21 protein-coding genes are annotated in these 17,752 nt (G+C 76.1%); 13 read left to right on the forward strand and 8 right to left on the reverse strand.

From position 1 onward, the window contains the following. Positions 1-168: 168 nt before the first annotated feature. Positions 169-1,077 carry an esterase family protein gene (locus FHN55_RS00800; protein WP_139709808.1) on the forward strand — a complete coding sequence of 303 codons (909 nt, stop codon included), beginning with the start codon at positions 169-171 and terminating at the stop codon, positions 1,075-1,077. Positions 1,078-1,080: 3 nt separating this feature from the next. On the opposite strand, the gene FHN55_RS00805 is transcribed toward FHN55_RS00800, so the two are convergent. Together FHN55_RS00805 and FHN55_RS00810 are read right to left on the reverse strand one after the other, a co-directional pair. Then, positions 1,081-2,214, reverse strand: coding sequence for an MFS transporter (locus FHN55_RS00805; protein WP_139709810.1), 1,134 nt, complete (start codon positions 2,212-2,214; stop codon positions 1,081-1,083). Between the two features lie 171 nt (positions 2,215-2,385). Further along, positions 2,386-2,745: a hypothetical protein gene (locus FHN55_RS00810; RefSeq protein ID WP_139709812.1), complete on the reverse strand. Its 360-nt coding sequence runs from the start codon at positions 2,743-2,745 to the stop codon at positions 2,386-2,388. Positions 2,746-2,875: 130 nt separating this feature from the next. Between FHN55_RS00810 and FHN55_RS00815 the strand changes: the two genes are divergently transcribed. The 3 genes from FHN55_RS00815 (at position 2,876) to FHN55_RS00825 (ending at position 5,086) form a co-directional block, all read left to right on the forward strand. Continuing rightward, a complete protein-coding gene (locus tag FHN55_RS00815) occupies positions 2,876-3,397 on the forward strand; it encodes a SigE family RNA polymerase sigma factor (protein ID WP_139709813.1) in 522 nt (173 codons plus the stop codon). Then, complete coding sequence (locus tag FHN55_RS22450) at positions 3,394-4,485, forward strand: hypothetical protein (RefSeq protein ID WP_180357549.1); 1,092 nt, start codon at positions 3,394-3,396, stop codon at positions 4,483-4,485. Before FHN55_RS00815 ends, FHN55_RS22450 begins: the two co-directional genes overlap by 4 nt. Before the next feature lie 103 nt (positions 4,486-4,588). Continuing rightward, positions 4,589-5,086, forward strand: coding sequence for a GNAT family N-acetyltransferase (locus FHN55_RS00825; protein ID WP_139709815.1), 498 nt, complete (start codon positions 4,589-4,591; stop codon positions 5,084-5,086). On the opposite strand, the gene FHN55_RS00830 is transcribed toward FHN55_RS00825, so the two are convergent. After that, the gene (locus FHN55_RS00830; RefSeq protein WP_139709817.1) at positions 5,079-5,981 is read right to left on the reverse strand and encodes an aminoglycoside phosphotransferase family protein; all 903 of its coding nucleotides are present in this window, start codon (positions 5,979-5,981) and stop codon (positions 5,079-5,081) included. The two genes, FHN55_RS00825 and FHN55_RS00830, sit on opposite strands and share 8 nt — an antisense overlap. 55 nt (positions 5,982-6,036) lie before the next feature. On the opposite strand from FHN55_RS00830, the gene FHN55_RS00835 reads away from it, so the two are divergent. The 5 genes from FHN55_RS00835 to FHN55_RS00855 all read left to right on the forward strand — a co-directional run bounded on the left by FHN55_RS00835 (position 6,037) and on the right by FHN55_RS00855 (position 9,523). Continuing rightward, positions 6,037-6,432 carry a hypothetical protein gene (locus FHN55_RS00835; protein ID WP_139709819.1) on the forward strand — a complete coding sequence of 132 codons (396 nt, stop codon included), beginning with the start codon at positions 6,037-6,039 and terminating at the stop codon, positions 6,430-6,432. Positions 6,433-6,461: 29 nt separating this feature from the next. Then, positions 6,462-6,896, forward strand: coding sequence for an NAD(+)--rifampin ADP-ribosyltransferase (gene arr / locus FHN55_RS00840; RefSeq protein ID WP_139709954.1), 435 nt, complete (start codon positions 6,462-6,464; stop codon positions 6,894-6,896). Positions 6,897-6,913: 17 nt separating this feature from the next. Beyond that, a complete protein-coding gene (locus tag FHN55_RS00845) occupies positions 6,914-7,828 on the forward strand; it encodes a phosphotransferase (RefSeq protein ID WP_139709820.1) in 915 nt (304 codons plus the stop codon). A gap of 18 nt (positions 7,829-7,846) precedes the next feature. Continuing rightward, entirely contained in the window at positions 7,847-8,713 is an 867-nt protein-coding gene (locus FHN55_RS00850) for a haloalkane dehalogenase (RefSeq protein WP_257570596.1), read from the forward strand. Positions 8,714-8,779: 66 nt separating this feature from the next. Beyond that, positions 8,780-9,523, forward strand: a complete 744-nt coding sequence (locus FHN55_RS00855; RefSeq protein ID WP_139709823.1) for an SDR family NAD(P)-dependent oxidoreductase — start codon at positions 8,780-8,782, stop codon at positions 9,521-9,523. A 147-nt stretch (positions 9,524-9,670) separates the two neighbouring features. Here FHN55_RS00855 and FHN55_RS00860 read toward each other — a convergent pair whose 3' ends face one another. Continuing rightward, on the reverse strand, positions 9,671-10,183 hold the full coding sequence (locus tag FHN55_RS00860) for a MarR family winged helix-turn-helix transcriptional regulator (protein WP_139709825.1): 513 nt from the start codon (positions 10,181-10,183) through the stop codon (positions 9,671-9,673). Positions 10,184-10,282: 99 nt separating this feature from the next. Between FHN55_RS00860 and FHN55_RS00865 the strand changes: the two genes are divergently transcribed. Next, positions 10,283-11,257 carry an NADP-dependent oxidoreductase gene (locus tag FHN55_RS00865; RefSeq protein ID WP_139709826.1) on the forward strand — a complete coding sequence of 325 codons (975 nt, stop codon included), beginning with the start codon at positions 10,283-10,285 and terminating at the stop codon, positions 11,255-11,257. Positions 11,258-11,394: 137 nt separating this feature from the next. On the opposite strand, the gene FHN55_RS00870 is transcribed toward FHN55_RS00865, so the two are convergent. Then, positions 11,395-12,402: a zinc-binding dehydrogenase gene (locus tag FHN55_RS00870; RefSeq protein WP_257570597.1), complete on the reverse strand. Its 1,008-nt coding sequence runs from the start codon at positions 12,400-12,402 to the stop codon at positions 11,395-11,397. 73 nt (positions 12,403-12,475) lie between these two features. On the opposite strand from FHN55_RS00870, the gene FHN55_RS00875 reads away from it, so the two are divergent. Further along, the gene (locus FHN55_RS00875; RefSeq protein WP_139709831.1) at positions 12,476-14,188 is read left to right on the forward strand and encodes an IlvD/Edd family dehydratase; all 1,713 of its coding nucleotides are present in this window, start codon (positions 12,476-12,478) and stop codon (positions 14,186-14,188) included. Here the strand turns inward: FHN55_RS00875 and FHN55_RS00880 are convergent. Continuing rightward, on the reverse strand, positions 14,169-14,696 hold the full coding sequence (locus FHN55_RS00880) for a hypothetical protein (RefSeq protein WP_139709832.1): 528 nt from the start codon (positions 14,694-14,696) through the stop codon (positions 14,169-14,171). The genes FHN55_RS00875 and FHN55_RS00880 overlap by 20 nt on opposite strands. Positions 14,697-14,801: 105 nt before the next feature. Here FHN55_RS00880 and FHN55_RS00885 point away from each other — a divergent pair, with 105 nt between their 5' ends. After that, the gene (locus tag FHN55_RS00885) at positions 14,802-15,419 is read left to right on the forward strand and encodes a hypothetical protein (protein WP_139709834.1); all 618 of its coding nucleotides are present in this window, start codon (positions 14,802-14,804) and stop codon (positions 15,417-15,419) included. A 92-nt stretch (positions 15,420-15,511) separates the two neighbouring features. On the opposite strand, the gene FHN55_RS00890 is transcribed toward FHN55_RS00885, so the two are convergent. Next, entirely contained in the window at positions 15,512-16,462 is a 951-nt protein-coding gene (locus FHN55_RS00890) for an aminoglycoside phosphotransferase family protein (protein ID WP_180357550.1), read from the reverse strand. 188 nt (positions 16,463-16,650) lie between these two features. Here FHN55_RS00890 and FHN55_RS00895 point away from each other — a divergent pair, with 188 nt between their 5' ends. Further along, the gene (locus FHN55_RS00895) at positions 16,651-17,424 is read left to right on the forward strand and encodes an IclR family transcriptional regulator (protein ID WP_180357551.1); all 774 of its coding nucleotides are present in this window, start codon (positions 16,651-16,653) and stop codon (positions 17,422-17,424) included. 62 nt (positions 17,425-17,486) lie between these two features. On the opposite strand, the gene FHN55_RS00900 is transcribed toward FHN55_RS00895, so the two are convergent. Next, positions 17,487-17,738 (reverse strand): hypothetical protein, encoded by a 252-nt coding sequence (locus FHN55_RS00900; protein ID WP_139709840.1) that lies wholly within the window; start codon positions 17,736-17,738, stop codon positions 17,487-17,489. Between the last annotated feature and the right edge of the window lie 14 nt (positions 17,739-17,752).

A 17,752-nucleotide genomic window follows, 5' to 3' on the forward strand; every position in this document is an offset into this window, starting at 1 on the left:
TCGCGCGTGCGCAGCCCAGGGGCGAGATCGGCCCGTTCACGCCCCTGGAGTGCGCATGCGCCGTCGCCCCACCCGCGAGCGTCCCGCCGTGGGGGCGCGAACGGCGCGGGCGCCCGATCGGCGGCTGCGGCGGTGTCCACCGCGATCTCCGTGGCGCAGACTCGTCCGGTGGCAGCTTCCCCGTCCTCCCCAGGCCCGCGCCGGCGGCGTGGGCTCGTCGTCGCCATCGCCGCCGCGGTGGCGGTGGTGCTCGTGGCAGCGGCGGCACTGGCCTACCGCGAGCTGCGGCAGCGCGGGGAGGACCGGGTCAGCGTCGGCGGTGTGCCGGTGGCCGGACCGCCGACGTCGTCGTCGCCCAGCGGCACCGCGGGCTGCGACGGCACGGCCCAGGGCGACCTGCGCTTCGACACCGAGATGACCGGCGCCGACGGCGAGGCGGTCCCGTACAGCGTGAGCCTGCCCGCCGACTACTACACCGCCTGCAAGAGCTACCCCGTGCTGTACGCGCTGCACGGGCGCGACCAGTCCAACGCCACCTTCCTGCCCGAGGCCGAGCGGCTGCGGGCGGCGGTGGAGGCGGGGGCGCTGCGCGACGTCGTCATCGTGACGCCGGACAGCAACAGGGACGGCCGGTGGGAGGGCGTGTACGACACGCACTTCATCGACGACCTCATCCCCCACGTCGAGTCGACGTACCGCGTGGAGCCCGGTGCGGCGCAGCGGCTGCTGGTCGGCTGGTCGATGGGCGGGCACGGGGCGTTCCGGTTCGGGGTGGAGCACCCCGACGGCTTCGCCGCGGTGTGGTCGGTGGACGGCGCGATGAGCCGCGACCCGCAGTCGTACCTGGAGTTCCTGCCCGGGGTGGAGGCGACGGCCCCTCAGATCCACCTCACCGGCGGCGACCTCAACGGTGACCGCGTGGAGGCCGTGGTGGACCTCTTCTCCCAGCAGGGCGTCGACTTCCCGTACGAGCGCGAGCCGCTGGGCCACGACTTCAGGCTCTTCGTCGAGGCCGACCAGCAGGCCGGCTGGGAGCAGCTGCGCTGGCTGGACTCCCAGCTGGGCCGTCAGCTCTGAGGTTCACGCCTGGCGCGCGGGGCGGGCGACCAGCAGGACGACGACGACGCCCGCCACCGCGAGCACCCCGTACCCGGCGCTGATCTGCACCAGCGTCAAGGTCTCCGTGAGGCGGCCCGCCACGAGGCTCGGCACGGCGGCGCAGGTGTAGCTGGCCAGGAACACCGTGGACAGCACGCCGGCGCGGTCGGCGGGACCGGTGCGGGCCAGCAGCGCCCGCATGCCGCCGGTCTGCGCCGCGCCCTGGGCGACGCCCGCGGCCAGGCTGGCGGCGAGGAACGGGCCGGTGGCCGCGGCGGCGAGCGCGGTGAGGATCCCGGCCACGCACAGGAGGTAGACCAGCGCGCCCCAGCGCAGCGCGAGGTCGGCGCGGAAGCGGGCTGACAGCGGGCCGCCCACCACGGCCAGCACGGTGAAGGACGCGAAGACGGCGGCGGCCAGCAGCGCGGTGCTGGAGCCGAGCTGCTCCTCGGCGATGGTCGGGCCGAACGCCTGGTAGAAGCCGCCGAGCGACCAGGTGGCGAGGATGAAGCCGACCACCGCCCCCAGCTGCCGGCCCGCCCCCGCGGGGACGGTGATGCGCGGGCGCAGCGAGCCCAGCGCCGCGCGGAGCGAGGTGGGCGCTGACGTCTCCGGTCCGAGCGCCACGCCGACGGCCACCACCACGAGCAGCGCCAGCACGGTGCTGTAGCTGAGCAGGTGCGGGGCGGGGGCGGTGTCGACGAGCACCCCCGTCAGCAGCGCGCCCAGCGGGATGCCGAGCGTCGGCGCGGCGCTCGTCACCACGGCCGCCAGCCACCGGCGGCGCTCCGGAGCGGTGTCGACGACGAGCGCTCCGAGGGCGCTGGACGCCAGCCCGGTGGCCAGGCCCTGCAGGAGCCGCCCCACCGCCAGCGGCGCCACCCCGTCGACCCCGAGCAGGACGACGAGGCCCAGCGCGGTGCTGACCAGCGCCGCCACGCCGACGCTCCTGCGGCCGAGGTGGTCGGACAGCCGGCCGAGCACCAGCAGGGACACCGCCGCCGCGGCGAGGTAGGCGGCGGTGACCACCGTGAGGTCGGCCGTGGTCAGCCCGTCCTCGGCGCGGTAGAGGTTGTAGAGCGGGATCGGGGTGCCCGCGGAGACGAAGCTGAGCACGAGCGCCGCTGAGGCGACGGCGAAGCCTGCTGGGCGCGGGCGGGTGGTGTTCAGCGGTGGTCCCCGAGGTCGCGGTGGCGGGACCAGCAGCCTCGCACCCCCGCAGCTCCCCCGCCCGCGGTCAGGGGCCTCAGCGACCTGGCGGTGCGGCCAGACCTGGCGGTGCGGCGGTCACGGGCGGCGTGGGCGAGACGCGACGAGGAGCGCGAGGCCGATGGCCAGGTAGAGGCTCCCGAAGACCCAGCCGAGCGCGGCGAGCATCCCCGGGTCCACCACGCTCCCGGCGAGGACCACCGCCCCCAGCACCGCCACGGCGGCGAAGGCCCAGCGGTGCCCGAGGCCCACGCACACGGCCACTCCCAGGACGACGACGTGCGCGGCGACCCACACCGGACGCATGCCGAACGACCCGACCACCAGGGCCAGGACGGTCCACAGCACGGGGAGGGCCACCGTGCCGGCGGCGGTCCAGCGCCACCCTCCGCGCGGACGCCGCGCCGACACCGGCTTCGCATGATCCACAGCGGTCATGGCTGAGGGTGGCGCACCGCAGCGGTCCCGCGCCAGCGCGCCGCGCCAGCCGTCGTCGTCGTGCAACCTCAGGAGGGGTGCGGCGCGTACTCCTGCTGTGACGCTGCTGCACGGAGTCCGAGGAGGTGCTGTGGCCGGCGAGCTGGAGGCGTCCTTCGACGCGTTCGCCACCGCCGCTGCACCCCGCCTGCGGCGCCTGGCGCGGACGTGGTGCCGTGACGCGCACCGCGCCGACGACCTCGTCCAGGAGGCGCTCGAGCGCCTGTGGTCGGCGTGGCCGCGGGTGCGCGCCGACGGCAACCCGGCCGCCTACGCCCGCACCACGCTGGTGCGGGTGCTCGTCTCGGACGCCCGGAGGCCGTGGCGGCGCCTGGAGGTGGTGCAGGACCTGCTGCCCGACCGCTCGCCGCCGGGTCCTCCCGTGAGCGAGGGGGAGGACGGCCGCGTGCTGGAGGCCGTGCGGTCCCTGCCGCCCCGACAGCGAGCGGTGGTCCTGCTGCGCTACGCCGAGGACCAGTCCGTCGCCCAGGTCGCCGAGGCCCTCGGCTGCAGCGAGGGCACCGTCAAGAGCCAGGCCTCCCGCGCGCTCGGCACGCTGCGGGCCCGCCTCGGCGCCACCCGTCCCACGAGCAGCGAGGAGGCGGTCCTGTGACCACCGACGACCACGTCCCGCCCGACCAGCCCGTCCAGGACCTCGACGGCGACGACGACGACGGGCGGGGCACCGGCTCGCGCGCGGCTGCGCCGTCGTCGTCCTTCGAGGCGGGGCTGCAGGCGGCGCTGCAGGGCGTGGACGGCGAGACCGGGGCCCGTCCGCTCGACCTGGAGGCCGTGCGGCGCCGTGGGGCGCGGCGCCGGCCCGCGCGCGTGCCGAGCTCGCCGCGGGTGCCCGTGCTGGCCGGCGTCATCGCCGCGGCGTGCGCCGCGGGGATCGTCGCGGTGACGGTGAGCGCGCTGCCGCCGGCCCAGCAGGTCGGTGGCCCATCCCTCGGGGGCGTGCAGCCGACGGCCGCGCCGACTCCCACGGCAGAACCCACTCCCACGGCAGGGCCGCCGCCGGCGGAGCCCACCGACAGCGCCACGCCCGTCCCGACCAGCACGGCCGCACTGGGCACGGACCCGGGACGACCGGCGCCGACCGTCGTGCCGCTGGCACCGGGCGAGACCTTCCCGGCGCGCGACACCCCGGGGTGGAACGCCTTCGCGGTGGCCTACGAGATCCCCGACGTCGCCACGGCGGCCGCGACCTCCGCGGCGCTGCCCGCCGGGGTACGGCTGGGCATGGACCTCGGGCAGTACCGGCTCGAGCCGACGGTCCCCGGGCAGGCCTGCGGGTCCGACGACGACGCGGTCGCCGGACGGCAGTGGAGCTGGGCGGAGGACCCGCAGTCGAACGACGTCGACCAGGTGAGCGTCGACCTGGTGGTCACCGGGTGGCCGACCGGCAGCGGCGCCCGCGCGTTCCGGGACGCGGTGGACGACACAGGCGCCTGCCGGTGGACGAGCGACCCCATCTCTCCGGCGGCGGTGAGCGTGACCGGTGCGGACGACGCCTGGGTCGCCTCCTTCGCTGACAACGGCCTGGACCTCACCCGCGGCGCTGCGCGGGTCGGAGACCTGGTGGTGGGCGTGGAGGTGTGGAACCCGCCCAGCGGCAGCACAGGGGAGGTGCAGCGGCTCCTGGCCGCCGTCACCGCGGAGCTGGCAGCCTCCGGCCTGCCCGCCGCCGCCAACCGCTGAGCCCCCCGGCGGTCCTGCAGAAGACCCGCGTCCGGGCGCTACCGGTGCGGGTCTCCTGCATGATCGACAGCACTGGTGCCCAGCGCCCGGCAGACTCCTGCGCGTGGTCGTCCTGCGCACGCAGCTCCTCGAAGACCTGCCGCTGCTCAACGGCGGCGCGAGCCCCTTCGACGACTTCGGCCCGTCCCAGCCCCGGACCGTGCCCGCGGGGTGCGACCTCGAGGAGCACGGCGCGCTCACGGTCACCACGGACGACGGCGAGGTCGCCGGTGAGGTGAGCTGGCACTGGCAGCCCCGGCGGTGGGGGCCGAACCTCGGCTCGAGCTGCCCGATGATCGGCATCTGGCTCCGCCCGTCGCACCGCAGCCGTGGGCTGGGCACCGTGGCGCAGCGGCAGCTGGTGGAGCTGCTCTTCGCGCACACCACGGCGCACCGGGTCGAGGCGCACACCGACGTGGAGAACCTCGCCGAGCAGCGCAGCCTCGAGAAGGCCGGTCTGCTGCGCGAGGGCGTCGTGCGCGGTGGGCAGTGGCGCGACGGCGGGTACCGCGACGGCGTCCTCTACGCGGTGCTGCGCACCGACCTGGCACCCGTCAGCTGAAGACGTCGAGGAGGCGGCGGCAGCGCGGCGGGTCCTCCGTGAGGCCGTGCCGCAGGCCCCACACGAGGTAGGACGCCGCTCGCACCAGCACCCAATCGCGGGCGCGCTCGCGCGGCACGTCCGCGACGTCGACGAAGCGGTCGAAGAGCGCCACCACCTCGCCGTCGTCGGCCTCGTCCAGGCGGCTCCAGAGCACCCGGCCGAGGTCGTGCTCGAGGTCCCCGCGCAGGAGCAGCGGGTCGACCACGAGCCACGGCGCGCGGCGCGCGCGCAGCACCTGCTCGGGGTGGAGGTCACCGTCGACGGCGAGGTCGGGGCACGGCGCCGCGGCTCTGGCCCGTGCCGCGCGCATCACCGCGTCCAGCTGGACGCGCGAGACGGGACGGCGCAGCGCCTCCCCGTCGGTCTCGAAGGACGCGGCGAGCTCAGCGGCAGCTGAGGCGGTGCTCGGGACGTCGTCGACCAGGTCCGCCGGGACGGGCACCGCGAGCGCCACGGCCAGCTCCGCCAGCACCTCGACGGCGTGCACCAGCGGCACGTCGGCCAGCGTCGCACTGCCGTCCAGCCGTTCGAGCAGGAGGGCCCGGTGGTCGTCGTCGACGTCGTGGAGGAGCACCGCGCCGCGCCCGGCCCACAGCCGCAGCGCGCGAGCCGGGGTGGTGACGTCGTCGCCCGGCGGGGCGAGGCGCAGCGCCAGCGGCTCCTGCGGCCGGGACGCCGCGACGACGGGCACGACGAGCGCGTTGGAGCCGTGCCACGGCGATCCGTCGACCACGAGACCCAAGCGGCGGCACTGGTCGGTGACCAGACCGGGCAGCTCCTCCACCCAGGCCCGGCCGGCGCGGTCGTGCCGCCACCGTGGCGCGCGCGCGAACGCCTCCGGCACGTCGACCACACGACCAGGGTAGGGGCGTTGACGTCAGGGTGGCCTGACGGGCAGGCTGCTGGGCATGAGCACCCCGGGCACCCTCGAGCGCGAGCACACGCTGCTCACCGCGGCCGCGCGCTACGACGCGCTGCGGCGCCAGGAGATCGCCGACTCCGCCGGCGTCGACACCGCCGTCGGGGACCCGAGCAGCGCCCTGGAGCTGCTGGCGCTCAGCGAGGTGCTGGTCCGCAAGGCCGGGTACGGCCGCCAGCTCACCATCCGCACCGCGCGGGCCGCCGGAGCGAGCTGGGCGCAGATCGGGCAGGCGCTCGGCATCAGCAAGCAGTCGGCGTGGGAGGGCCACCAGCGCTGGATCGACGAGCAGGTCCGCCAGCACGCCGCCGTCGACCACGAGGGCATGGACGACGACGAGGCCGCCGCCGCGCGCGAGCTCGCGGGGCGGAGCAGCGACCAGTGAGCGCCGACGACGCCGCGCCCCGGCCACGGGTGCGGGTGACGATCGAGCACCACGCCCAGGTGACGGGGCCCTTCTTCCACGGCACCCGCGCGGCGCTCGCCGTCGGCGACGAGCTGGTGCCCGGCCACCGGTCGGCCTTCCGCGAGCGCGCGCTGCGGCACGTCTACTTCACCACCAGGGAGGAGACGGCGGCCTGGGGCGCTGAGCTGTCGGCCGCGCTCTCGGGCGAGCAGGGCCGCGGGCACGTGTACGTGGTCGAGCCGCTCGGCCCGTTCGAGGACGACCCGAACGTCACCGACAAGAAGTTCCCGGGCAACCCCACGGAGTCCTACCGCACCCTGCACCCGCTGCGCGTGGTCGGCGAGGTGCAGGACTGGGTGGGCCACTCCCCCGAGGTGGTGCAGGGCATGCTCGACGGGCTGGCGCGCCTGCGCGAGAACGGCCTGGACGTCATCGAGGACTGACCCCGAGACTGCCGCGCGTGGAGCTGCCCGCAGCACTGGTCGCCGTCCTGGGGCGGGAGCTGGGGCGCTCGCCGGTGGCGGTGACGGCGGCAGCGGGGGTCTACGCGTCGGAGGTGGCCGGCGTCGTCGTCCTCGACGACGGCGAGGAGGTCTTCGTCAAGGCGTCGCGAGACCCGGAGCGCCGCCACGACCACGAGACCGAAGCACGGATCGGCGCGCTGCTGCCCGCCGGGCTCGCGACCCCGCGGCTGCGCGGGTGGGCGGTCGACGGCGCGTGGGTGGTGCTGTGGTTCGACGCGCTGCACGCGCACCTGGCTGCGCAGCCGTGGACGGCGCACAGCGTCGGGGCTGTCGTCGCCGCGATCGAGCGGCGGACGCGGCTGCTGACACCGAGTCCCGTGGCGCCGCTGCGGTCGGTGCGAGGGATGGTCGGGCCGGCGTTCACCGTGTGGGGCGATCTGGCCGCCGGGCGCGCGCGAGCGCTGGTCGTGGACGACCTCGACGCGTGGAGCCGCGACCACCTCGACGAGCTCGCCTCGCTGGAGGCGTCCTGGCCGGCGGCGTCCTCGGGTGAGGTGCTCTGCCACTTCGACCCCCGCACCGACAACTACCTCCTCGACGACGACACGGGCGCGGTGTGGACGATCGACTGGAGCCGGGGGTGCCTGGCCGCACCGTGGGTGGACCTCGTGACGTTCCTCGTCACCGCCAAGGGCGACGGCCACGACGCGGCGGCGCTCTTCGCCGCCAGTCCGCTGTCCACGGGAGCAGACGACGGCGCTGTCGACGCGCACCTGGCCGTGCTCGCCGGGTACTGGACCGAGGCGGCGTTCCGCGCCGCGCCGGGCTGGGACCCTGCGCTGCTCGACTACCAACGCCGCTCGCTGGCAGGGTCGGTCTCGTGGCTGCAGGAGCGGTGGGACCGCCGGTGAGAAGCCTGTGAGCAGCGGGTGAGCAGCACCGTGGAGGTGCTCGGCTCGTCGATGGCCTACCGGGAGGCCGGTCGCGGGCCACGCACCGTGGTGCTGCTGCACGGCAACCCGACGTCGTCGTGGCTGTGGCGGCACGTGCTCGCCCGTGCCGCCGCGGTCGACACCGGCACCCGGTGGGTCGCGCCGGACCTCATCGGCATGGGCGCCTCGGCCAAGCCCGACCTCGCGTGGACCTTCGAGGACCACGCGGCGCACCTCGACGCGTTCGTCGAGGCGCTGGGCCTCGACGACGTCGTGCTCGTCGGCCACGACTGGGGCGTCGCGCTGGCGCTCGACCACCTGCGCCGGCACCGGGACCGGGTCCGGGCGGTGGCCTTCATGGAGGGCCACCTGCGCCCGCTCGCCGGCTGGGAGGACTTCGACGACGGCGGGCGCGACCTCTTCCAGCAGCTGCGCACCCCCGGCGTCGGCGAGCGGATGGTGCTCGAGGAGGACTTCTTCCTGCGCACCCTGCTGCCCGCGGCGCTGGTGCGGTCCCTCACCGACGACGAGCTGGCCGCCTACCGCACCCCCTACCCCGACGCAGCCTCGCGCCGGCCGCTCCTCGCGTGGGCGCGGCATGTCCCTGTCGGTGGCGAGCCCGCCGCCGTGGCGACGGCGATGCGGGCGGCGCTCGAGCACCTGCGGACCAGTCCGGTGCCGAAGGTGCTCCTGCACGCCGCGCCGGGGGTGCTCGTCACCGACCGGACGGTCGCCTGGTGCCGCGAGCACCTCTCCGGTCTGGACGTCGTCGACGTCGGCGGCCCGGCGGGGCACTTCCTGCCCGAGGACCGGCCCTGGCAGGTCGCCGAGGCGCTGGTGAGCTGGGCGGCCCAGCTCCCCTGACACCGCATCCCACCGTCCCGGGCGTCACTCGGCGTCTGCGCGGTCGAGCGACGAGGATGGCCCTTCGTGGACGGCATCCCCAGCTACGTGGTCACCGGCGCAGCCGGCGGCGTCGGACGAGCCATCGCCACCCACCTGGCGCGGCGCGGCCACGTCATCGCCCTCGACCTCGCTGACCGCCTGCCCTGGCACCACGACCGCGTCCACCTGCTCACCGGCGACGCCAGCGACCCCGAGGTCGCTGCCCGGGCCGCCGCGCGTGCCGAGCAGCTAGGCCCGCTAGCCGGGTGGGTGAACAACGCCGCCGTCTTTGCCGACGCCACCCTGGACAGCGCCCCTGTCGAGCAGGTCCTGGGCGCGATCACCGCCAACCTGGCCCTGGCCGTGGCGGGCTGCGCGGCCGCGGTCCGCCACTACTTGGCGCACCAGCGTGGCGGCGCCATCGTCAACGTCTCCTCGCACCAGGCCCAGCGCCCGGTGCGGGGCGCGCTGCCCTACGCCACCGCCAAGGCTGCCGTCGAAGGCCTGACCCGCGCGGTGGCCGTCGACCACGGACCGCAGGGCATCCGCACCAACGCCGTCTCCCTCGGCTCGATCACCACTGAGCGGTACCAGGACTACCGCGCTGAGCACCCCGGCGTCGACGCGCAGATAGCCGCCCTGCACCCGCTGGGCCGCGTCGGGACGCCGGCTGAGGTGGCTGCCGCGGTCGCGTTCCTGCTCTCCCCGGAGGCCGGGTTCATCAACGGCGCCGTCCTGCCCGTCGACGGAGGCCGCGCCGTCAACGGACCCGACCCCGAAGCCCTCTGACCTGCCGTGCAGCCGCTGACGGACCGGCGACCCCTCGCAGGACGGGGCGGTGCGCCACGACGCGCCGCGGCCGGGCTGCCGGACACCGAGCGGTGGCGGTCGGGTGGCGAGGCGTCCGGCGCCGGGCGGCCCGACGGGCAGGAAGGGTCAGCTCGACGACCTGCGACGGCGGGCCGCCGAGCGCGGCGGCGCGGTCCGCATGTGCTCGCGCACCGGGCCGAGCAGCTCGGCGAGCGCGCGCACGCCGTCGTCGTCGTCGTCACCGGACAGCGGCGCGAGCAGCAGCTGCTGCACCAGCTCGATGTGCCCGGGGAAGACAGCGGCGAGGCGCGCGCGCCCGGCGTCGGTCAGCGTGACGGTGGTGCCGCGCTCGTCCTCGGGTGAGGGCGCGCGCGTGACGAGTCCGGCCTTCTCGAGCAGGTCCGCCTGGTAGGTGAGGCCGCTGCGGCTGTAGACGACGCCGTCGGCGAGCTCGGTCATGCGCTGGCTGCCGTTCGGTGAGTCCCCGAGGCGCGCGAGCAGCTGGAACTGCACGTAGCTGAGGTCGCCGGCGTCCTTGAGCTGCTGCTCCACGGCGTGCCGCAGGAGGCTCGCGACGTCCATCAGCGCGAAGTACGCCCCCAGCTGCTGGGCGTCGAGCGAGGGCGGCTTCTGCGGCACGCACCGATCCTACTTGCTTCAGATTCGAAGCAGGTCTACTGTCATCGTCAAGTGCTTCGAATCCGTAGCACATTCTCCTCCTGAGACGAGGGTCGACCCATGAAGGCTGTCCGCTACTCCCAGTTCGGCGACGCCGACGTCCTGCACCTCGAGGACGTCGCGGTTCCCGTCCCCGCCGCCGGCCAGGTGCGCGTGCGCGTGGCCGCCACCTCCTTCAACCCCGTCGACGCGAGCATCCGCGCCGGTGGCATGCAGGGCCCCATCCCCGTGGCGCTCCCCCACACCCCGGGCATCGACGTGGCCGGCACGGTCGACGCCCTGGCTCCCGGCGCCGACCAGGACGACGACGGCGGGGCCCGCGGCCCCGTGGCCGTCGGGCGCTCCGTCATCGGCTTCCTCCCGATGACCGGCGCGGGCGCGTCGGCCGAGTTCGCCCTCGCCCCGGCCGACGCGCTGGTCGCGGCCCCCACCAGCGTCGACCTCGCCGACGCGGCCGCGCTGCCGATCACCGGGCTCACGGCCTGGCAGGCGCTCTTCGAGCACGGCGACCTCCAGCGCGGGCAGCGGGTGCTCGTCAACGGCGCCGGCGGTGCGGTCGGGCTGTACGCCGTGCAGCTGGCCGTGGCGGCGGGCGCGCACGTCATCGGGGTCGCCGGACCGCGCAGCGCCGAGAGGGTGCGCGCGGCCGGGGCGCACGTGGTGGTCGACAGGAGCTCGCTCGGGTCTTCCGGCGAGCTGGCCGCGGCGGTCGGTGGGCCCGTCGACCTGGCGCTCAACCTCGCTCCGGTCGAGCCCCAGCAGCTGACGGTGCTCGTGGGGCTGGTCGGCGACGGGGGACGGCTCGTCAACACCACGGTGTGGATGCCCGCGCCCAGCGACGAGGGCCGCGGGGTGCGGGGTGTCGACATGTTCGTCAGGAGCAACGCCGGTCAGCTGGCCGAGCTGGTCCGCCGGGTGGACGCGGGAGAGCTGCGCATCGCCGTCGCCGAGCGGGTCGGGCTCGCCGACCTGCCGGCACTGCACGCGCGGGCAGCGGCGGGCGAGGTGTCGGGCAAGGTCGTCGTCGTCCCCTGAGCCCGGTGGGCACTGCCAGCTCAGGGCGGACCGTCAGGTCGTGGAGGCCGGATCCGGCCTCGACGACCTGACAGTCCGGGGAGACCTGACACTGCGAGGCGGCCGACTGCCCATGATCACGGGCGGTCGGGGTGGGGTCAGGGGCGGACGTGGACCTTCGGGCCGGGTCCCGCACCGCGCGGGCGGTGACCGGCCAGGACGTCGAGCACGTCCTCAAGCCCCACCGTCGCCGCCACGAGGGGGCGCGGGTCGACGGCGCCCGAGGCGTACGCGGCGACGGTCTCCTCCAGCCCCGGGGAGGCCGACAGCACGCCGACCGCCGTGACGTCCGCGAGCAGCAGCTCGCGGGTGTCGAGCCGCGTGGGCTCGTGCGCGATGCCGATGAAGACCAGCCGTCCACCGGGCTCCACGAGCGACAGCGCGAGCCCGGGCGCGTCCGTCCCGGTGGAGCAGTCGACGACGGCGTCGAACGGCAGCTCCGGCAGCTCCTCGCGCGTCCACACGGCCCCGGCGCCGAGCCCGCGGGCGAACTCCAGCGGCGCACCCGGCAGCCCGAGCACGTGGACCTCCGCGCCGGCCGCGCGCAGGAAGAGGGCCACGAGGCACCCGATGGTGCCGGGCCCGATGACCAGCGCACGGTCACCGGGTCCGACGCCCGCGGCCTGCGCCGCCCGCAGGGCGTTGCCGCCGGGCTCGACGAGCGCGCCGAGCACCGGGTCCACCGCGTCCGGGAGCGCGTGCAGGGAGCTCGCCGGCACCGCGATCTGCTCGGCCAGCGCTCCGTCCCGGCCGCCGCGGATGCCCACCTCCTGGCGCTGCTCGCACACGTGCTGGTGGCCGCGCAGGCAGCGCCGGCAGGTGCCGCACCCGAGCATGGTGTCCCCCATGACGCGCCGACCGAGCCACGCCTCGTCGACACCGCGGCCGACCGACGCCACCGTGCCGCACCACTCGTGGCCGAGCACCACGGGGTAGGTCGCGTGACCGGTCTTGAGGTACGTCATCTCGCCGGTGGAGAACTCGACGTCGGTGCCGCAGACGCCGGCCCGCTCGACGTCGACCACCACCTCACCCGGTCCGGCTACCGGCGCGGGGAGGTCCTGCACGCCGCCCTCGCCGGGACCGGTCAGCACGAACGCGCGCACGCGCGCACCCCCGTCGTCGTCGTCACACCGAGCAGTAGAGCATCGTGGGCGGGGACGACAGGAGGGGCTCGACGTGGAGCTCAGGAGTTCGCACTGGTACGCGGGCACGGACCGCAACGCCTCCATCCACCGGGCGTGGATGCGCCGCGGCGTGCCGGGCTCGGCCTTCGAGGGGCGCCCGCAGATCGCCATCGCCAACACCGCCTCCGACCTCACGCCGTGCAACCGGCACCTGAGCGAGGTGGCGCAGTCGGTGCGCGACGGCGTCTACGAGGCCGGTGGCATCCCGCTGGAGATGCCCGTGGTCTCCCTCGGCGAGACCAACGTCCGGCCCACCGCCATGCTCTGGCGGAACATGGCCGCGATGGCCACCGAGGAGCTGCTCCGGGCCAACCCGGTCGACGGCGTCGTGCTGCTCGGCGGCTGCGACAAGACCGTCCCCGCGCTGCTCATGGCCGCGGCCAGCGTGGACCTGCCGGCCGTCGTCGTCCCCGGCGGGCCGATGCTCACCAGCACCTTCCGCGGGCAGCCGCTCGGCTGCGGCACCGACACCTGGCGCCTGTCCGAGGAGGTCCGCGCCGGCACGATGAGCCAGGCGGCCTTCCTCGACTCCGAGCGCGCGATGATCCGCAGCCGCGGCCACTGCAACACCATGGGCACCGCCTCGACGATGGGGCTGCTCGCCGAGGCGCTCGGGACGACCGTGCCCGGCACGGCCGGCACCCCAGCCCCCGACAGCCGCCTGCTGGAGGCCGCGCACACCACCGGCGTGCTCGCCGTCGAGCTGGTCGAGACCGGCCGCCGTCCCAGCGCGCTGCTGACCCGGGCGTCCTTCCACAACGCGGTGGTGGCGCTCGCGGCGATCGGCGGGTCGACCAACGCCGTCGTCCACCTGCTGGCCATCGCGGGGCGGCTCGGGGTGGAGCTCACCCTGGACGACGTCGACGCGATCGGGTCCCGCGTGCCCGCCCTGGTGGACCTGCAGCCCGCAGGACGGTTCCTCATGGAGGACCTGCACCGCGCGGGCGGCTTCCTCGCGGTGCTCCGGGAGGTGGAGGACCTGCTCGACCCGACAGCCCTGACGGTGCTGGGCACACGGCTGGTCGAGCACCTGGGCGAGGCCGAGGTCTTCGACCGCGAGGTCATCCGCACTCGCTCGGCGCCGCTGCTGGCCGAGGGCGGCATCGCGGTGCTGCGCGGCAACCTCGCCCCCGACGGCGCGATCATCAAGCCCGCCGCCGCCTCACCGCACCTGCTGCGCCACCGCGGGCGGGCCGTGGTGTTCGACTCCATCGAGGACTTCCGGGCGCGGGTGGACGACCCGGACCTCGAGGTGGACGCCGACTCGGTCATGGTGCTGCGCGGGTGCGGCCCGAAGGGCTACCCGGGCATGCCCGAGGTCGCGAACATGCCGCTGCCCACGAAGCTGCTCGAGCAGGGCGTGCGCGACGTGGTCCGCATCTGCGACGGGCGCATGAGCGGCACCGCGTACGGGACGGTGGTGCTGCACGTGGCGCCGGAGGCCGCCGCAGGCGGCCCGCTGGCCCGGGTGCGCACCGGTGACTGGGTGGAGCTGGACGTCGCAGAGCGCCGCCTGCACCTCGACGTCGACGACGACGAGCTCGCGCAGCGCGCCCCGAGCCCGGCCAGCGCGGCGGCGTACGCGGCACCGCGGCGCGGGTGGGAGCGGCTCTACGTCGAGCACGTGCAGCAGGCCGACACCGGCGCCGACCTCGACTTCCTCGTCGGGTCCAGCGGACCGGACGTCAGCCGGGAGTCGCACTGACGGCCGGCTCGGTCACCTCGATGCTGATCAGCGCCGACCCGCGCCTGCCGTCGAAGCACCGGGGCGCCGCGGCGCGCCACTCCGCGTCCTGGGGGGTCCCGTCGCCGGCTCCGTAGCCGCCGGAGAACGTGGCGTCTCCCACCCGGAGCGTCACGCCGTCGGGCGTGACCACGCTGCTGCCGTCGAGCCCGGGCTGCGTCCCGCGCGGCAGCAGGAGGACGTAGGTGGCGTCGTGGTCGGCGAACCCCCAGCACCCGCCGTCGAGGAGCACGAGCCTGCCGGCGTACCCCAGCGTCGACACGGTCTCCGGCGGCTGACCGGCGAGGACGACGACGGACCCGTCCGACAGCCTCAGCGACGAAGCGCCCGCCGGCTCAGCGGAGGACGACGACGGAGGCGGCGACCCCACCGAGGTGGGTCCCGCTGGCGCTGGCTGCGCCGCGCTGCACGCCGCCAGCAGCCCCACGGTGCTCAGCGCCACCACCACACGCTCCGCGACGTGCTGCACGCGGGCACCCCCTCGTCGTCGCCGCGGTCCCACCACCGTCAGACGCCGCCGGTGATCGCCGCGTTGCACCTCCTGCGGGCACGCCCGGCTGGCAGGGTGCCCTCCGTGGCCGGGCTCCGCAGCACTCCTCCCCCGCTCGACCTGTCCGCCGTGCCGCCCGACGTGCGCGCGGCGGTCGAGGCCGCGCTGGCTGGCGCGGAGGTGCCGGTGCACCGCAGCGGGCGCGCGCTCGGGGTGCTGACCGTGCGGCCGGCGGTGCTCGAGGGCGAGGTGCTCGAGGCGCCCCGGCTGCCCCCGCCGCAGGTGGAGGTGCCCGAGGGGGTGCTGGTCGTCGCGACCGCGATGCGCCTGTCGCGCGAGGCCCGCCGGCGCCTGGCCGGCTCCTTCGGCCCCGGCTACCTCGTGCTCGACCTGCACGAGGCCCCTGCCAGCACCGACGTGCTGCTGGTCAACCCCGTCAGCGTGCAGCTCCTGGAGGTGCTGCAGGCGCGCTTCCCGCGGGCGCGCGTGGTGGTCACGGAGATCGAGGACCACGAGCTCGGCGTCGACTACGCCGGCCCCGTCGGCCGGGTGCTGCGCGCCGGCGCGTCGGCCTACCTGCCGCCGCGTCCCGTCACCGCGGTGGCCGACGGGGTGAGGGCCCACCTGGAAGGCACCACGGCGCCCGCCCTGGAGGCCGCCGCGGTGACGCGCGCCGAGCTCGGCTCAGCCGGTGCTGGCTGAGCCGGGCTCCGGCTCCCAGCCCGTCGCCGCCCCGCACCGGTCCGACGCACCACCTCACCTCTGCGCTGCCGGCGGGCGTCGCGTGGGGGCCGCTACGCGTCGATGACCATCTCAGCGGTCTCGAGCAGGGCCAGCCCGGCCTCCGGTGCACCCAGGCTCGTGGCGAACAGGCCGGTGGCGACCCGCTCGAGCAGGGCCCAGTCCCACACGGCCTCCGCGTCGCAGGCCGCGGCGTCGGCCAGCACCCGGCACCAGCTGCGCACGGTCGCTGCCGGGTCGGTGGAGGCGCGCAGCGGCGCGACCCAGTCCCGCACCGAGACGCCCAGGTCGTAGGCGGGGTCTGCGACGAAGGGCTGCGGGTCGCACAGGACGTACCCGTCCGGAGCCCCCGACCGCGGCTTGAGGACCCGCAGGACGTTCGCGCCGGCGGCGTCGCCGTGCAGCAGGCGGCTCGCGCCGGGGTCGAAGGCGGCCGAGCGGCGGGCTGCGCCTGCGAGCGCCGCCCGCACCACCCGCGGCGACGCCGTGCCCGGCAGCGCCTCGGCCAGCGAGGTCACCAGCACGGCCAGGTCAGCGGCCTTGTCCACCGGCGGGCCCAGCGACGCGGGGGCGGGCACCTGCCAGAGCCGGGCCAGCAGCCGGGCGACCACCGGCAGGGACTCCCGCGGGTCCCGGCCCTGCGCCGCGAGGTCGGGACCGAGCGCCTCGAGGAGCAGCGCCTGGTGCCGCCCGTCCACGGCGAGGAGCCGCACGACGCCGTCGCCGGCGGCCAGGCGGAGCACGTCCGCGCGGGCGGTGAAGTCGTCACCGGGCACGCAGACCTTGAGGACGACGTCGTCACCGGCAGCGGTCCGCGCCCGGACCACGTGGGACTCGCTGGCACCCGGCAGCGCCTCCCCGAGCACCAGCGACCACCGCCCGCACAGCTCCCGCAGGACCCCGGGCAGCGCAGCGGCCCAGGCGCGGCCGCCGTCGCCGTCCCGGTCGGCCTTCTGCAGCACGATCTGCGGCAGGTGCAGCGCGTCGTCGGGGGTGGCGCTCACCGGGGCAGTCTGGTGGCGCCTCCACCAGGCGTCGACACCCCCTCCGGGGACCGCGCAGGGGACCGTCTGCCGGCGGAGGGCCCGGGCCCCCGGCCCGCTCGCGCGTCGCCGTGCCGGTGCAGGTCCAGCGCGGTCGTCCAGGTCCCCGTGCGGCGGGGGCGCCCGCTAGGTGCCCGATGATGCTGCCCGTGCCTGAGACCGCCGCGAACGCCGCCTCGTCGATGCGCTCCCTGGACCGCAGCCTGGACGTGCTGGACTGCCTGCAGCGGTCCGAGGCCCCGCTGCGCCTGAGCGACGTCGCGGCGCGGACGGGCCTGACGCTGCCGACGGCGTCACGCATCCTCGCGGCGCTGGAGGCGCGCGGGTACGTGGCCTCCGACGTCAAGCGGTTCCGGCTGGGGGCGTCGGTGCTCGGCGCCGCCCACGCCTTCCTGCTCACCGACCCGCTCGTCGAGGCCTCCCGCCACCACCTGCAGCACCTGGCGTCGGTCACGGGCCTGACCTGCTCGCTGTACGAGCGCGTGGGGCTCGAGCGCGTGCTCGTGGCCCGCGTCGACGGGAGGTGGCCGCTGCGCTACGAGCTGCCCATCGGCCGGCGCCTGCCGCTGTACCTCGGAGCCGGCAAGGCCATCGCCGTCGACCTCGACGACGCCGATCTGCAGGCGCTGGAGGCCCACGCCGCGGCCCACCCCGACCCGAGCGGGGCGCCGTTCGACCTCGACGCGCTGCGGGCCGACCTGGCAGGGGTGGGCGAACGGGGGTTCCACATCTCCCTCGGGGAGCGCGCCGCCGGCATCATCGCGCTCAGCGTCCCCGTCCGCGCTGCGGACGGAGAGCTGCTCGGGGCGCTGTCCATCGCTGGCCCCGCGGAGCAGAACCCCAGGGAGCAGGTGCAGGCCTGGGCGGCGGAGACGGTCAGGGCCGCGGCGGCCATCGCCCAGGCACGCGCGCGGGCGGTGTGACGGGCGGCCCCACCCGCGCCCCTCACACCGCCCGCGCCGGCTCGACGAGCCGGAGCCCGGCCTCAGTCCTCCGGGGTGGCTCCGACTCCCACCGCCGCCCCCTGGCGGGCGGGGGCGTAGCTCATGACGAAGGCCAGCAGCCCCGCGAGGCTGGCCGCGATGAAGGTGGGGGGTCCCACGGCGTCGCTGACGGCGCTCAGCCACTCGCCGCGGCCGAGCACGAGGGCGACCAGCTGGGCCCCTACGAGCAGGGCGCCTCCAGCGAGGAGCAGGACGACGAAGAGGGTGAACAGGGGACGCAGGACGCGAAGCACGATCGGCTCTCCTT

This window comes from Streptomyces sp. NP160 (assembly GCF_006335115.1).
GTDB lineage: Bacteria > Actinomycetota > Actinomycetes > Actinomycetales > Quadrisphaeraceae > Quadrisphaera.

Bases quoted from the DNA above. Each gene is read 5' to 3' on its own strand.
- FHN55_RS00810 (WP_139709812.1), bottom strand. From the start codon at position 2,745: ATGACCGCTGTGGATCATGCGAAGCCGGTGTCGGCGCGGCGTCCGCGC.
- FHN55_RS00835 (WP_139709819.1), top strand. From the start codon at position 6,037: ATGAGCACCCCGGGCACCCTCGAGCGCGAGCACACGCTGCTCACCGCG.
- FHN55_RS00865 (WP_139709826.1), top strand. From the start codon at position 10,283: ATGAAGGCTGTCCGCTACTCCCAGTTCGGCGACGCCGACGTCCTGCAC.